The organism is Altericroceibacterium endophyticum (assembly GCF_009827595.1).
GTDB lineage: Bacteria > Pseudomonadota > Alphaproteobacteria > Sphingomonadales > Sphingomonadaceae > Altericroceibacterium > Altericroceibacterium endophyticum.
Window position 1 is genome coordinate 265,170 of the sequence record NZ_WTYT01000003.1, and the last position, 14,273, is coordinate 279,442.

Genomic DNA, 14,273 nt, shown 5'->3' on the forward strand with positions numbered 1-14,273 from the left:
CATTGGCCGTTGCGCGTTTATTCGGTGGTGGGAAGAACCGGCATATTGTCGATCAGCCGTGTCCCGCCGATCCGTGCCGCCACCAGCAGGCGGGCGGGCTGCGTACCCATTTCGCTAAGCGGCGCTAAGGAGGCGGCATCGGCGAGCTGGGCGTAATCTACCGCGGAAAAGCCCGCGCTCAGCAGCGTTTCCTCAAGCGTGGTCAGCGCATTGTCCACATCATCGCCGCCGTCGATCTTGTGAATCGCCTGTTTCATCGCGCGCGGCAAACTGGCGGCACGGCGGCGGTTTTCGGCGGAAAGGTAGCGATTGCGGCTGCTCATCGCCAGGCCATCCTCTTCACGCACGATCGGCACACCCAGAATCGCGTCGGCGCGGGGCTGCGTCAGGTCCAGATCGCGCGCCATGCGGCGGATGACGGCCAGTTGCTGCCAGTCCTTCTCCCCGAACAGCGCCAGATCGGGCCGGACCTGATTGAACAATTTGGCCACCACCGTTGCCACCCCATCAAAATGTCCCGGCCGCGCTGCGCCGCAGAATCCTTCCGACACGCCGGACACGGAAATGCTGGTGGCGAAACCTTGCGGGTACATTTGCTCCACATCCGGTGCCCAAAGCAGGGCCGTGCCGGCCTGCTGCAGCATGCGGGCATCGTCTTCCAATTGCCGGGGATAGGAATCCAGATCTTCATTCGGGCCGAATTGCGTGGGATTGACGAAGATGGATGCCACGACATGGTCGGCCCGCTCGCCCGCAGCGCGGATCAATGCCATATGTCCGTCATGCAGCGCGCCCATGGTCGGGACGAGCGCGATAGTGCCGCTTTCGCGCAGCGCCGAAACGGCATTGCGCAGGGGATCAAGCTGATTGATAATTTGCACCGGATTCTCCGCTTCGATAAGGCTTATGGTCAAATGCCCTATACGGGTGCCCTGTTGAGAGAAAGAGCCAGCATTCGTGTCTGAGACAGCAGCCCCCCACCGGATAGTCTTCGCCAATGAAAAAGGCGGGACGGGTAAATCCACCACCGCAGTGCATGTTGCCGTGGCACTGGCCTATCACGGCGTCAAAGTGGCTGCGATCGACCTTGATCCGCGTCAACGCACGTTGTTCCGCTATCTGGAAAACCGCGCGGAGACGGCCAAACGGCGCGATATCGACCTGCCCACGGCGACATTCGACGTGTTTGAGGGGGACGAGACCGCCGCGCTCGATGCCCAGATCGAACGGCTGAGCGAAGGGGCCGATTTCATCATTTTCGATACGCCGGGGCGTGACGATGTGCTGGCCCGCCACGTGGCGACCGAAGCCGATACGCTGGTGACGCCGCTGAATGATTCCTTCGTCGATTTCGACCTGATCGGTCAGGTCGATGCGGAGAATTTCAAGGTCAAACGGCTCAGCTTCTATGCCGAACTGATCTGGGAAACGCGCAAGAAGCGGGCGATGAGCCAATTGCGTGACCAGCGCCGCGAAATGGACTGGGTGGTGGTGCGCAACCGGACCCAGCATATCGAGGCGCGCAACCAGAAACGGATCGATCAGGCGCTGCATGAACTCTCCAAACGAGTGGGGTTCCGGGTGGCGCGCGGCATGTCCGAACGCGTGATCTACCGCGAATTGTTCCCTTCCGGCCTGACGCTGCTCGACAAGGGGCATCTGGGCGATCTGGGCACCAGCCATCTGGTCGCGCGTCAGGAATTGCGCGGTCTGGTCTCCGGTCTCAATCTGCCCATGCCTGACCGCCGCAAAGCCGAAACGGCCTGACGCGGTGAGCAAATTTCTCCTCCTCGCGGCGCTGGGCGTGCTCATCTGGAAAATGCTCACCGGGCGCTGGCCGTGGGAGGGTTTGCTCCGCCCCACGCGCGAAGATCTGGAAAAACAGGCGCGCCGTCTGCTCGGCCTCGGGCCTGATGCCTCGCGCGAAGACATTATCGACGCACATCGCAAACGCCTCACCGCAGTTCATCCCGATCGGGGTGGGCGGCATGAGGATGTTATTGCAGTGAATGCGGCACGTGATCTGCTGCTCGAGCGTATGGATAGAAACAAGTAGTGACAGCGAGGAACATCATGTCTCATCAATTCGATTCCACCGTGCTGCGTGAATATGACATTCGCGGAATTATTGGTGAAACGTTGGGGCCGGACGATGCCCGGGCGATCGGACGCGGCTTTGCCACCCTGCTGCGCGAGGCGGGCGGATCGAAGGTCGCGGTTGGTTATGACGGGCGTGTGAGTTCACCCGTGCTCGAACATGCCCTGATCGAAGGGCTGACGTCGGGCGGCTGCGATGTCGTGCGCGTGGGCATGGGGCCAACGCCGATGCTGTATTACGCCGAGGCGTCAGCTGAGGATGTAGATGGCGGCATTCAGATAACAGGCAGCCACAATCCCGCCAATTACAATGGCTTCAAAATGGTATTTCAGGGGCGGCCGTTCTTCGGGGCTGATATCCTCAAAATCGGTGAGCTTGCTGAAACGGGGAACTGGTCCAACGGAACCGGGACTGTCGAAACCCGTGACATCATGGATGCCTATATCGATCGGCTCCTCACCGCACTCGATGGAATCCCGGTGGAGCAACTGAGCGGAATCAAGGTCGCATGGGACGCCGGAAACGGTGCTGCCGGGCCAGCGCTCGAAAAGCTCGTCGCTCGGCTCCCAGGTGAGCATCATGTCCTCTTCGCGGAGGTCGACGGGAATTTTCCGAATCATCATCCTGACCCTACTGTCCCCGAAAACCTTAACGACCTGCAAAACATTGTATCTGTACAACATCTTAACCTTGGTATTGCGTTCGACGGCGATGGCGACCGGATCGGCGCAATTGACGGGGAAGGGCGGATCATCTGGGGCGATCAGCTGCTGATGATTTATGCCGAGGATCTGCTCAATCGGCGCAAGGGCGCGACGATCATTGCCGATGTGAAGGCCTCTCGCGCCTTGTTCGATCATGTCGCCGCTTGCGGCGGAAACGGGGTGATGTGGAAGACCGGGCACAGCCTGATCAAATCCAAGATGAAGGAAACCGGCGCACCGCTGGCAGGCGAAATGAGCGGCCATGTCTTCTTTGCCGATGACTATTACGGCTATGACGATGCGCTCTATGCCGGTTTGCGCCTGCTTGCCGCTTCCGCGCGGCTGGGCAAATCGGTCACGCAATTGCGCGGCGAGATGCCCAATATGCTCAACACCCCTGAAATGCGCTTCCAGGTCGATGAAAGCCGCAAATTCGCCGCGATCGACGAAGTGAAGGAGCGTCTGGCGGATAGCCCTGATGATGTGAACGGCACCGATGGGGTGCGCGTTACCAATCAGGATGGCTGGTGGCTGCTGCGCGCCTCCAACACGCAGGATGTGCTGGTGGCCCGCGCCGAAAGCGACACGCAGGAAGGGCTCGACCGCCTGATGGCGCAGATTGATGAGCAGTTGCGGCTTTCCGGCCTCGAACGCGGACCGCAGGCTGGCCATTGATTTCAGCACTGGCATCGCCGGAATGAGTGAAAGACTGGAAACCTATTGCCGCCGGATCGGATTGGGCCATGTGCCGTCATCCGATCCGGTAGGTATAACGCGGCTGGTGGAGGCGCACCGGCAGGCGATCCCGTTCGAAAATCTCGATATATTGCTGGGCCGCGGCATCGCGATCGGCAGCGACGCCGTGTTTGCCAAATTCACCGGTCAGCGGCGTGGCGGATATTGTTTCGAACAGAACCGTCTGCTGTCTGACATGCTGCACGATATGAGCATTGCCAATCGCCCCCTGCTGGGCCGTGTGCGGCTGGGGCTGGGCGCGGATGATCCGGTGCCGGTGCGCAGCCACGTGCTGCTGTTGGCGGATATTGGCGGGCGAGAATGGATTGTCGATGGCGGTTTCGGGGGCAGCTTCCTGCCGCCTATTCCGCTGACAGAGGGGTCGGAAATTCCCAGCAATGACGGTGCCGCCCATCGCCTGCGCAAACAGGGCGGCGGTCTGAACGGGGAATGGTTGCTGGAGCGTGCCGGGCCCGTGGCGGCCACTGACGGGCGCCCGGCACCGCATGAAGGGTGGCAGGCGCAATATACATTCGACCTCGCCCCCGTGGCGGCAGCCGATCTGGAGCAAGCCAATCACTGGACAGCTACGCGGCCGGACACGCGTTTTACGACACTGCAAGTGGTCAGTATCGCGCTGCCAGATGGTTTTGCCTCGCTGACAGACCGCATCTTTACCCGCCACAGCGATGGACACAGCGAACGGCGCGAAATCGGCGATGCCGCGGAATATCGCGATGTGCTGCAGACGCTGTTCAAACTTGATTTGAACGAACAGGAAATCAGATCACTGCCGCTCTTCAGGCAGGAATGATCACGAGGAACCACCAGAGAGAGATCATGAAACTTCGCATTTCCAGCTATCCCGCCACGGCTCTGGCCGCGCTCGCTTTCGGGCTGGCCGCGCCCGTGCAAGCCTCCGCCCAGGAATCGACTCCCTCGTCATCTCAGAACACCGCGGATGCGGAGATGACGGAGATGCAGGCGATGATGGACGACCTCTTCACTGCCGATCCGCTCACTGCCGAGCAGGAGGCCCGTCTGCCCGAAGCGGAAAAAGCCGTGGCTCTGATTGTGCCAGAGGGAATCTATGGCGAAATCGTCGGCACCACCATGAGCGACATCTTCAACCGGATGCTCGGTCTTGGCGGAGGCATTCCGGATGCTTTGCTGGCGCGCAAGCTCGGCCAGCCGACGGAGCGTATCGCGGCGCTGGATGAAGAAAGCAAACGGGCGGTCATGCAGATAATCGATCCCTACTTTGCCGAGCGCGGCGAACGGGCAATGGCGGTGATGGTGGAACAAGTCACCGAAATGACCGGAGTGCTGGAGCCTGCTCTGCGTGAAGGGCTGACGCGCGCCTATGCCGTCCGCTTCAGCGCGCAGGAACTGGCTGATATCAACGCCTTCTTTGCCACGCCCAGCGGCGCGCATTTTGCTGCCGAAACCCTGCCACTTTACACCGACCCACAGATCATGGCGGCGACGACCAAGGTCATGCCGATGATCATCAAGGCCATGCCGAAAATGTCGGCGAATATAGCGGAGGCCCTGGCTGGTCTGGATGATCCACGCGGTCTGGCCGATCTGGATGCGGAAGAGCAGGCCGAGCTGGCGGAATTGATTGGCATTACGGCTGAAGATCTTGCTGCGACCATGCCGGAGGAAGCGCCCGACAAGCCCAAATTCTGAATTTTCCTGAACGCGCTGACCTGCCCGGAACGATCCGCTTAACTCCGCGTTTTCAAGGGGTTGTTTAAGGGAGGGGCGGTGGTGATTGACCAGAAACAGGATGATGAGGCGGGGGAAGAGCTCTTTGCGATGATCGCAGAAAAGGGTTTCCCCTGCGTCGGAGCCAAATCGGCCATGGCGCGGGGCACGCTGAAAGTCGTGGCCTGTCACAGACTGACCAGCGGTTGGGATGATGTGCGCATCCATCAGCACTTGCTCGACTGGTCTCGCGCCTATCGCCAAGATCCGGCGGGGCTGCGCAGCCTTGCTTTCATCTTTGACGGCCCGGATGATCTGGACGAAGGTGCATTTGAAAGCGCGATGTGGACACGAATCCAGTCTTTTGCGGACAAGGACCACTGGCGCGGCCAGCCTTACAACACCACCGTCAGCGCCGACCCGGCCGAGCCGCATTTTTCGCTGAGTTTCGGCGGCGAGGCCTTTTTCGTTGTGGGGTTGCATCCCCAGGCTTCACGGCCAGCACGCCGTTTCGCCCATCCGGTCATGGTCTTCAATTTGCATGACCAGTTCGAGCGTTTGCGTGATCAGAACCGCTATGAGCGTATGCGGGAAACGATCCTTGCCCGCGATTTTGATCTGGCCGGCAGCCTCAATCCGATGCTGGCGCGCCACGGCGAAGCGAGCGAGGCGCGGCAATATAGCGGGCGCGCGGTGGAGGATGGCTGGGCCTGCCCCTTCCATGATCCCCGCGACACCACATTGGGTAATGACAAGGCATGAGCGAAATTACCGAGATTCCTCCGCGCAGCGGCGCTGCATTTCGCCTTGCCAAAGGCCAGGTGCTTCAGGTGATCGATCCCGAGGGTATGCAGGTGAGTGATCTGCTGGCCTATGCCGCCGATGATGTGCGCGAGGTGATCTCCAACGGGCGAACCTTCGATTATGAGGAGACTATCAGCCTCACCACCGGCAATGTGCTGTGGTCCAATCGTTCGAACCCGATGCTGACGATCATCGAGGACAGCGTCGGGCGGCATGATTTCCTGCTCACCCCGTGCAGTGAAGCGACGTTCCGCCATTTCTACAAGGACAAGCCCGTCCATCGCGGCTGCTTCGGCAATCTGGCGGAGGCATTGGCGCCCTATGGCGTGGAGCCCGATGCCATCCCCACGGCCTTCAACGTCTTCATGAATGTGCCGGTGGATGGCGCGAGTGGGAAACTGGAAGTGCTGCCGCCCACGACCAGTCCGGGCGACTTCCTGCGGCTGCGTGCGGAATGCGATCTGGTCATCGGGCTTACCGCCTGTTCGGCCTATGATTCCAATGGCGGCAGTTTCCGCCCGATTCATTACCGGATAGAGGGCTGATTGCGCTTTCCTACGCCTATGGCCGGGGCCTAGATTCCCCGCATGCGCGTTTCCGTTCTTTCATCAATGATCCGGGCCTGCCGGGACAGGGCGGGGAGCGTGACGCTCTGTGCAGAAATCGGCGGATTTGCGCTGTTTAAGACTGTCACTTCCGTTCCATCCCATTCAGCAAGCGAGCCGGCCGGATGAACGAATCACCTCTCCCGCCAGAAATTGCAGAATGGTTTGCGGGGCGTGGCTGGCGGCCGCGTCGGCACCAGATGGCGATGCTCGATTCGGCGCTGGCCGATAAGCACGCTCTGCTGGTCGCCGATACCGGGGCGGGCAAGACGCTGGCGGGTTTCCTCCCCACACTGGCGGCCTTCTGCCCCTCGCAATTCGGGGAGGCCGGGCCACCCGAGGGGTTGCACACGCTCTATGTCTCACCGCTGAAAGCGCTGGCGCATGATGTGCAGCGCAATCTGGTGACGCCGGTGGAGGAAATGGGCCTCCCGCTCAGGATCGAGACCCGCAGCGGTGATACGCCCTCCGACCGCAAGAAACGCCAGCGCAGCAAGCCGCCCCATGTCCTGCTGACCACGCCTGAATCGCTCTCGCTGCTGCTGTCCTATCCTGACAGTTTTGAGCTCTTCAAAGATCTGAAACGGATCGTGATCGACGAGATCCATGCCTTCGCCACCGGCAAGCGCGGCGATCTGCTGGCACTGTCGCTGTCCCGCCTGCAGAAAATCGCGCCCGACATGCGCCGTGTGGCGCTCTCCGCCACGCTGGCTGATCCGGAAGCCTTCCGCGCCTGGCTGGCGCCTTGGGGAGACGTGGATGCGGTGGATCTGGTCGAAGGGGAGGCAGGCGCCCCGGCCGAGGTTGAAATCCTCCTGCCACAGGAAGAACGCGTCCCCTGGGGCGGCCATGCCGCGATCTGGGCAATTCCGCAGCTTTATGAGGAAATCTGCCGCAACCGAACCACGCTGATCTTCACCAACACGCGCTTTCTGGCCGAATATATCTTCCAGAAATTGTGGGATGTGAATGACGATACGCTGCCCATTGGCATCCACCATGGCTCGCTGTCGCGGGAGGCGCGGCGCAAGGTGGAAGGCGCGATGGCTCGGGGGGAGCTGCGTGCCCTCGTGGCGACCGCCAGTCTCGATCTGGGCGTCGATTGGGGGGATATCGACTGCGTGGTGCAGATGGGAGCGCCCAAGGGCTCCTCGCGCCTTCTGCAGCGGATCGGGCGGGCCAATCACCGGCTCGACAGCCCGAGCCGGGCGCTGCTGGTGCCGGGCAACCGCTTCGAATTTCTGGAAGCCACGGCAGCCAAGGATGCGGTGGATGAGGGGCAGCGCGATGGTGAGAGCTTTCGCCCCGGCGGGCTCGATGTGCTGGCGCAGCATGTGATGGCTTGCGCCTGCGCGGCGCCGTTTCAGGAAATGGAGCTCCTGACAGAAGTGCGTTCATCCCTATCCTATGTCGATCTGGATGAGGCCGCATGGGAGCGCGTGCTGCAATTTGTGGCAACCGGGGGGTACTCGCTCGAAGCCTATGACCGCTTTCGCCGGATTGTGCGCGACAAGGCCGGCATTTGGCGGCTGACGCATCCTGATCATGCTCAGCGTCACCGCATGAATGCGGGCATCATTGTCGATTCGGAAATGTTGACGGTGCGGTTTCGGAATGGCCGTTCGCTGGGCAAGGTAGAGGAACGCTTCGCTGCGTCGCTGTCGCCGGGTGACACATTTTCCTTCGCCGGGATGAGCCTGGAAGTCGAATCTCTGAAAGATATGGATGTCATCGTCCGCGCGGCCAAGAAATCCGCCATGATCCCGAGCTATGGGGGACAGCGCTTGCCGCTGACCACCCATCTGGCGGACCGGGTGCAGGCGATGTTGGTCGATCGGGTGGGCTGGGCGCGTTTTCCCGATGACGTGCGCGAATGGCTGGAAATGCAGGACTGGCGCTCCGCCATGCCGGGGCCGGACAGGCTGCTGGTGGAAAGCTTCCCCCATGCGCAACGCGAATATACGGTTTATTACACGTTCACCGGCTGGAATGCGAACCAGTCGCTCGGCATGTTGATCACGAAAAGGATGGAGGATCGCGGCCTCGCGCCGGGCGGCTTCGTCGCCAATGATTATTCGCTCGCCGTCTGGGGTCTGAAACCGGTGGACGACCCCGCACCGCTGCTCTCTCCCGATATTCTGGCGCATGAATTCGTCGATTGGGTGCAGGATTCCTATCTGCTGCGCCGGGCTTTTCGGGAAGTTGCGGTGATCTCAGGATTGGTGGAGCGGCAACATCCGGGCAAGCGCAAGACCGGGCGGCAAGTCACCTTCTCGACCGATCTGATCTATGACGTGCTGCGAAAATATGAACCGGACCACGTGCTGATCGAAGCCGCCTGGGCCGATGCCCGCGCGCGGATGACCGATATCGGGCGCCTCGGCGATCTGCTCGATGGCGCGGCCGACAATCTCCAGCATGTGAAGCTTGAGCGGGTTAGCCCGCTGGCCGTGCCCGTCATGGTGATGATCGGCCGCGAAAGCCTGCCGCAAGGTTCGGTCGATGATGAATTGCTGTTTGAGGCAGACAGTCTCGCTGGCGCGGCAATGCAGCCTGATGCGGGGATTTAGCGATGGGTAATTTCGGCTAGATAAGCTGCGATAGAGGGATGGTTTTTACAGCTTGTTTCGTCCTCAAAGAGGATAGCTTCCCATCCATGACGGCCGGCCGCCGCGATGACGTCCTCATTATCATCGAACAAAAGCGGAGGGGTGATTTGACGACCGAGCCGTTTGTCGACCGCATGAAAGAAGGCAGGATCGGGCTTGATCGCACCAAGCCGCGCCGCATGAAACATGTCGTCGAAATAGCTGCTGAAACCCACCTGCTGCCAGAGATGGGCCGCCCGTAAATGCTCCTGATTGGTAGCGAGGCACAGCCGGACGGCGCCATGTTCAGACAGTGCTTCAAGTATAGGGAGCATTTCCCTGTTCACTACAGCGTCCTGAGCGAACCAATAGGAGATGAGAGCCATGGGTGACACGTCATAGCTCCGCTCGCTCAACCATATTTCAAGCGCGGAAATCAGTGAGATGCGGCCAGTCAGCACTTGGTTAGGGAATATGTCAGGGAAGAAGGTCGCGGTAAATTCAGCGGGATCAATACCGAGATCCGTCTGGAGATTTTCATCCCAGCGACGGCGTTTCTCCTCCTTGGCGTGCCAGCCATGGATCAGCACGCCATCAACATCGAACAGGATAGTCCGCTTCTCAGGCAGGCCTTCAGCCACGTGCCGGGTCGAGAAATTGAGCCATGCCGATGGAGCGCGGTGCGACGGGTTCGAAACCATATTGGGTGTAGAGTTCATGCGCCTGTCCATCGGCGATCAGGCTGACATAGGCCCTGTCGGTGATTCGGCTGCGCAGATCATCCATCAGCGTGGCCATGATTGCCTTGCCCAGTCCCTTGCCCTGATGCGCAGGCAGGACGGCGATATCGACGATCTGGAAGAACAGGCCGCCATCGCCGATGACCCGGCCCATGCCGACCATATCTTCATCGAGCAGCACCGATACGCTTAGGAAGGAATTGGGCAGGCCGATCTGTGCCGCAGCCCGGCTATGCGGGGTCAGGCCCGAATCGCGCCGCAAGCGAAGATAGTCCTCCACTTCGGGGATTGCGCGGCGGAGAAGATAGGCGGAGGGCAACATGCGGATAGGATAACCACCGCGCCGGACGAGGGCAAAAGAAAAGGGGCGGAGAAACCTCCACCCCTTTGCCATTCATCGGAGATGATCGCTTTATCCGGCCTTGCCGAAGGTGCGATATTGTTCGTTTCCGACAAAACCAAATTTGGTCACGCCGGACCCCTTGATGATGTTGAGAACCTTTGCCGAGAGGTCATAGCTCGCGACAGGTTCTGGTTCGAATTGCAGTTCCGGCTCAACTGCGAAGGTCAGCGTCTGCTGAAGATTCGCAACCAGCTGGTTCTGATTGATGGCTTCGCCATTCCACAGAATTTCGCCATTCTGAGTCAATACGATCTTGTTCTTCACCGGATCGACATCGTTGGTCGGATTGGGGGAAGGGGTCGGCAGATCGATATCGACCGAGTGCGTTGCAACCGGAATGGTGATGATGAACATGATGAGGAGAACGAGCATGACGTCGATCAACGGCGTCGTGTTCATTTCCATCATCGGCGAACCATCATCTTTGCCGCCTGACATTGCCATAGAGTGTTACTCCTTGAGTATCGTGCGGATCAAGCGTTCGGATCGACCGGATTCGAAATGAACCCGATGGTCGGATAACCGGCTGCCTGGACGTTGAAGATCGTACCCGCGACACAGCGCCAGGGTGCATCGACATCCCCGCGGATGTGAACCTGCGGGATCTTTTCGGGATCCTGCATGATCGCTTCGATGCCGCCTTCACGCTGCACGACATTGTCGAGACGTTCGAACGCCTTGTCATAAAGTTCCTGCGATGTGACCGGGGTGATATTGTTGAAATACACCCGGCATTCGCCGTCGCGTGCTGCACCCGTATAACCCGGATCGCCCGCAGTGCGGCCTTCCGAATCGGTGGTCGTGACGGTCAGCAGGAGATTTTCGACCTTGTCCTTGGATTCGGTCGATTCGAAGACTGGAATTTCCAGTTCTTCGATAGTCTGGATGGCGACCGGAACAGCGATAAGGAAGATGATCAGGAGCACCAGCATCACGTCCACGAGAGGCGTGGTGTTGATGTCTGACATCGGGGTTTCGCTGCCGCCGCCGCCTGCAGATATGGCCATGGTCTAGTCCTAACTCAAAGCTTCGTTGCGATTTGGGAGGAACGGGCGGCCCGCATGCCGGAGCCCGTTCCTGCCCGAACGATCCTGGTTAGCTGGATCAGGCCTTCGGCGCCGGCTTGGCTGCCGCAGGAGCGGTTTTCGTAGCCTTGCCAGCCTGCTGCGTTGACGTTGCGGTCATTACGGCAGGCTTCACAGCACCATGCGAGGTGAAGTTGGCCAGCAGATCGGTCGAGAAGCCATTCAGCAATTCGGCGATACGCTTGTTGCGAGCCTGCAGCCAGTTATAGGCAAGCACAGCAGGAACAGCCACGAGCAGACCGATGGCGGTCATGATCAGAGCTTCACCAACCGGGCCAGCGACCTTGTCGATCGAAGCGGAGCCAGCGAGGCCGATGTTGATCAGGGCGCGATAGATGCCGATAACCGTACCAAGCAGACCGATGAACGGTGCGGTAGCACCCACGGTTGCGAGGAAGGACAGGCCGCCGGCGAGCTTGGCATTCACTGCTGCTTCCGAGCGAGCCAGCGAACCGTGCAGCCAGTCATGGGCTTCCAGTTCGTCATTCATCTTGCCGTGCTGTGCTTCGGCAGCGAGACCATCGTCGGCGATCTGGCGCCATGCGCTGTTCTTTTCGAGCTTGGTCGCACCTTCCTTGACGGTGTTGGCGCGCCAGAAGCTCGTACGAACCGCCTTGTACTGACGCATGATCTTGTTCTGCTCGAGCAGCTTGGTGATCAGGATGTAGAAAGAGCCGGCTGACATGATGACCAGCACGGTGAAAATCGACCAGGCGATAAGACCGCCCTGGTTGAGAGCTTCCATGAAGCCGAATTTGTTCTGCGGAGCCGCTTCGCCACCGGCGGCGGCTAGGATATCGATAAGCATGCGGGTAGTCCTCTTCTAAGACAAAAGCAGTTTTAATGATCAAGCGCCTCCGCCCACCCTGGGCGGAGGCGCGAAATTGTAAACTTAGTCTGGAATGACCCAGCGCACGGCATTGCTATATGTGCCGGTCACTTCATCGCCATTGCCATTCGTTGCTGCACGGAAACGTGCACGACGGGTGACATTCTTACAGGTTGCTTCATCAAGATCGGGATGGCCACTCGAGCCGACGACCTGACAATTTTCAACCCGCCCGTTTGTGCCGACGGTGACCCGGAAACGGGTAACGCCTTCACGTTCCTCACGCAGGGCACGCGACGGATAGTCATTGGGCGTTGCCCATGTACCCGGGTTGTTGCGCGGCTGCGGCGGTTTGGGCTGCACGCGCGGAGCAGGCGGCGGCGGTGGCGGCGCAGGCGGAGCCGGCGGCGGCACGACCAGCGCAGGCGGCGCGGGCGGCGGAATTTCAATCTGAGTCACAATTTTAGGCGGCGTCCGGCTCACATTAATGGGAGGCGGGGGGGCCACGGGAGGTGGGGGTGCCGCGGGTTGTTCCGGCGGCGGCGGAGGCGGTTCATCCTCCGGCGGAGGTGGCGGTGGTTCCTCGATATCCACAGTCGTCACACGTTCGATCACCTGCTGAGCAGCCGAATAGGCAAGCCCAGTGATCAGAGCGTAACCGATTGCAACGTGTATGAGGACAACGATGATAATCGCGACAATGCGCGAACCGCTCATCTGTTGGTCAGCGTATGCCATTCAGTCGCATCACTCCATTTGACAACGCCAGGCAAACGCCCAGCTTTGTATCTGACGGGAAACTTATCCTGTCAGATACTAGCGAAACTTGTCCACCCTGCAAAACCTTCTGGCGCAACTTCGGACCCGAAAAAACGCGCATCAGGAGAGTGGGACTATAATTATAAAGTTTGTTTTCCCACTTTTTCGGCGTCTTAGCGATGATCGTTAGCGTGAGCAAACGCTTTATCGGTTAACCTGCGATTCATACATGAATGCATTGTTACTTTTTAGAGATTTTCGGGAGCGAACCTGACGATCACACGTTTTGAATTGAGTCGATTCTCATCAGGAGTCCTTTTCCAGCATGACATTGCAGCTGCCCCCCTTTCGCCATCTTGCGCTCGTGCTTTCGCCATTGATTGCTGGGGGCTGCGCCATGCCGGGAAGTGCCCAACCTGTTTCCTCCACGTCTGCGCAGGCTGCGGCGGATGCGCCGACCTTTGCCGATCTGGCTACATTGGTGGATCGTTCCGACATGGTGATCCGCGCGCAAATCACTGATCAGGCGACCGTGGAGCCGGAGCGATCCGCAGGGCTGCAGCCCGGCCATGTCCGCCTCTATCTTGAGGCAGATACGCAGGCGCTTCTTTTTGGCTCTGCCGCGGTGGGGGAGAAGCTCAAATATCTTGTCGATTTGCCGCTCACTGAAAATGGCAAGGCGCCGAAAGTGAAGAAGCAGTCCGTTCTGTTATTCGGCAAAAACGTGGCCGGGCGCCCGGGGCAATTCAGTCTGGTGACACCCGATGCGCAATTGCCGGCAACACCCGAGCTCGAAGCGACGGTGCGTAAGTTGCTGGGTGAGATGACCGCCCCGGATGCCTTGCCCCGCGTTACCGGAATACAGGATGTGATGTCGGTGCGCGGCAATCTGGCCGGAGAATCCGAAACCCAGATATTTTTCAATACGAAGAGCGGAGCGCCGGTTTCCATCAGCGTGGTGCGGCGACCGAATATGGACCCCCGCTGGGGCGTTTCATGGAGTGAAATCGTCGACCAATCCGCACAGCCGCCTGAGCCGAACACGATGGAATGGTACCGAATCGCCTGCCTGATGCCCGATGAGATACCCGAATCGGCGTTTTTGCAGTCAGAATCGGCGCCGCGCTATCAGGCCCAGGTCGATTATGAATTTGTCCGGCGTGATCTGGGCGAATGTACGCGAAATATCACCAGCAGCTGAAAAAAGGATGAC

Annotated in this window: 16 protein-coding genes; 9 read left to right on the forward strand and 7 right to left on the reverse strand. The window is 59.8% G+C overall.

The window, feature by feature from the left end; translation table 11 throughout:
• Positions 1–17: 17 nt before the first annotated feature.
• Positions 18–881, reverse strand: a complete 864-nt coding sequence (gene panC, locus GRI91_RS08330) for a pantoate--beta-alanine ligase (RefSeq protein WP_160736385.1) — start codon at positions 879–881, stop codon at positions 18–20.
• Positions 882–957: 76 nt separating this feature from the next.
• On the opposite strand from panC, the gene GRI91_RS08335 reads away from it, so the two are divergent.
• The 8 genes from GRI91_RS08335 (at position 958) to GRI91_RS08370 (ending at position 9,226) form a co-directional block, all read left to right on the forward strand.
• Positions 958–1,767 carry a division plane positioning ATPase MipZ gene (locus GRI91_RS08335; RefSeq protein ID WP_160736190.1) on the forward strand — a complete coding sequence of 270 codons (810 nt, stop codon included), beginning with the start codon at positions 958–960 and terminating at the stop codon, positions 1,765–1,767.
• A 4-nt stretch (positions 1,768–1,771) separates the two neighbouring features.
• Entirely contained in the window at positions 1,772–2,056 is a 285-nt protein-coding gene (locus GRI91_RS08340) for a molecular chaperone DnaJ (RefSeq protein WP_337190340.1), read from the forward strand.
• A gap of 17 nt (positions 2,057–2,073) precedes the next feature.
• The gene (gene pgmG, locus GRI91_RS08345; RefSeq protein ID WP_160736191.1) at positions 2,074–3,477 is read left to right on the forward strand and encodes a phosphoglucomutase/phosphomannomutase PgmG; all 1,404 of its coding nucleotides are present in this window, start codon (positions 2,074–2,076) and stop codon (positions 3,475–3,477) included.
• Between the two features lie 22 nt (positions 3,478–3,499).
• Positions 3,500–4,351, forward strand: coding sequence for an arylamine N-acetyltransferase family protein (locus GRI91_RS08350; RefSeq protein ID WP_160736192.1), 852 nt, complete (start codon positions 3,500–3,502; stop codon positions 4,349–4,351).
• A 26-nt stretch (positions 4,352–4,377) separates the two neighbouring features.
• Positions 4,378–5,229, forward strand: coding sequence for a DUF2059 domain-containing protein (locus GRI91_RS08355; protein ID WP_160736193.1), 852 nt, complete (start codon positions 4,378–4,380; stop codon positions 5,227–5,229).
• Between the two features lie 84 nt (positions 5,230–5,313).
• Positions 5,314–6,009 (forward strand): guanitoxin biosynthesis heme-dependent pre-guanitoxin N-hydroxylase GntA, encoded by a 696-nt coding sequence (gntA, locus tag GRI91_RS08360; RefSeq protein ID WP_419866834.1) that lies wholly within the window; start codon positions 5,314–5,316, stop codon positions 6,007–6,009.
• Positions 6,006–6,596, forward strand: coding sequence for a DUF1989 domain-containing protein (locus tag GRI91_RS08365; RefSeq protein ID WP_160736194.1), 591 nt, complete (start codon positions 6,006–6,008; stop codon positions 6,594–6,596). The genes gntA and GRI91_RS08365 overlap by 4 nt, the downstream gene beginning before the upstream one ends.
• A 185-nt stretch (positions 6,597–6,781) precedes the next feature.
• The gene (locus GRI91_RS08370; RefSeq protein ID WP_160736195.1) at positions 6,782–9,226 is read left to right on the forward strand and encodes a ligase-associated DNA damage response DEXH box helicase; all 2,445 of its coding nucleotides are present in this window, start codon (positions 6,782–6,784) and stop codon (positions 9,224–9,226) included.
• Here GRI91_RS08370 and GRI91_RS08375 read toward each other — a convergent pair.
• The 6 genes from GRI91_RS08375 to GRI91_RS08400 all read right to left on the reverse strand — a co-directional run bounded on the left by GRI91_RS08375 (position 9,223) and on the right by GRI91_RS08400 (position 13,039).
• Positions 9,223–9,885, reverse strand: coding sequence for an HAD-IA family hydrolase (locus tag GRI91_RS08375; RefSeq protein WP_160736196.1), 663 nt, complete (start codon positions 9,883–9,885; stop codon positions 9,223–9,225). The genes GRI91_RS08370 and GRI91_RS08375 overlap by 4 nt on opposite strands.
• Positions 9,878–10,378 carry a GNAT family N-acetyltransferase gene (locus GRI91_RS08380; protein WP_237437747.1) on the reverse strand — a complete coding sequence of 167 codons (501 nt, stop codon included), beginning with the start codon at positions 10,376–10,378 and terminating at the stop codon, positions 9,878–9,880. Before GRI91_RS08380 ends, GRI91_RS08375 begins: the two co-directional genes overlap by 8 nt.
• 18 nt (positions 10,379–10,396) lie before the next feature.
• Positions 10,397–10,831, reverse strand: a complete 435-nt coding sequence (locus GRI91_RS08385) for an ExbD/TolR family protein (RefSeq protein WP_160736197.1) — start codon at positions 10,829–10,831, stop codon at positions 10,397–10,399.
• Positions 10,832–10,860: 29 nt separating this feature from the next.
• A complete protein-coding gene (locus GRI91_RS08390) occupies positions 10,861–11,394 on the reverse strand; it encodes an ExbD/TolR family protein (RefSeq protein ID WP_202385529.1) in 534 nt (177 codons plus the stop codon).
• Between the two features lie 97 nt (positions 11,395–11,491).
• A complete protein-coding gene (locus GRI91_RS08395; protein ID WP_160736198.1) occupies positions 11,492–12,280 on the reverse strand; it encodes a MotA/TolQ/ExbB proton channel family protein in 789 nt (262 codons plus the stop codon).
• An 84-nt stretch (positions 12,281–12,364) separates the two neighbouring features.
• A complete protein-coding gene (locus GRI91_RS08400; RefSeq protein ID WP_160736199.1) occupies positions 12,365–13,039 on the reverse strand; it encodes an energy transducer TonB in 675 nt (224 codons plus the stop codon).
• 346 nt (positions 13,040–13,385) lie between these two features.
• Between GRI91_RS08400 and GRI91_RS08405 the strand changes: the two genes are divergently transcribed.
• Positions 13,386–14,261: a hypothetical protein gene (locus tag GRI91_RS08405; protein WP_237437748.1), complete on the forward strand. Its 876-nt coding sequence runs from the start codon at positions 13,386–13,388 to the stop codon at positions 14,259–14,261.
• The last annotated feature ends 12 nt before the right edge of the window (positions 14,262–14,273 follow it).

Excerpts from the sequence above, each read along its gene's own strand:
- pgmG (WP_160736191.1), top strand. The coding sequence starts at position 2,074 with ATGTCTCATCAATTCGATTCCACCGTGCTGCGTGAATATGACATTCGC.
- GRI91_RS08350 (WP_160736192.1), top strand. The coding sequence starts at position 3,500 with ATGAGTGAAAGACTGGAAACCTATTGCCGCCGGATCGGATTGGGCCAT.
- GRI91_RS08355 (WP_160736193.1), top strand. The coding sequence starts at position 4,378 with ATGAAACTTCGCATTTCCAGCTATCCCGCCACGGCTCTGGCCGCGCTC.
- GRI91_RS08365 (WP_160736194.1), top strand. The coding sequence starts at position 6,006 with ATGAGCGAAATTACCGAGATTCCTCCGCGCAGCGGCGCTGCATTTCGC.
- GRI91_RS08370 (WP_160736195.1), top strand. The coding sequence starts at position 6,782 with ATGAACGAATCACCTCTCCCGCCAGAAATTGCAGAATGGTTTGCGGGG.
- GRI91_RS08380 (WP_237437747.1), bottom strand. The coding sequence starts at position 10,378 with ATGGCAAAGGGGTGGAGGTTTCTCCGCCCCTTTTCTTTTGCCCTCGTC.
- GRI91_RS08385 (WP_160736197.1), bottom strand. The coding sequence starts at position 10,831 with ATGGCAATGTCAGGCGGCAAAGATGATGGTTCGCCGATGATGGAAATG.
- GRI91_RS08390 (WP_202385529.1), bottom strand. The coding sequence starts at position 11,394 with ATGGCCATATCTGCAGGCGGCGGCGGCAGCGAAACCCCGATGTCAGAC.
- GRI91_RS08395 (WP_160736198.1), bottom strand. The coding sequence starts at position 12,280 with ATGCTTATCGATATCCTAGCCGCCGCCGGTGGCGAAGCGGCTCCGCAG.
- GRI91_RS08400 (WP_160736199.1), bottom strand. The coding sequence starts at position 13,039 with ATGGCATACGCTGACCAACAGATGAGCGGTTCGCGCATTGTCGCGATT.
- GRI91_RS08405 (WP_237437748.1), top strand. The coding sequence starts at position 13,386 with ATGACATTGCAGCTGCCCCCCTTTCGCCATCTTGCGCTCGTGCTTTCG.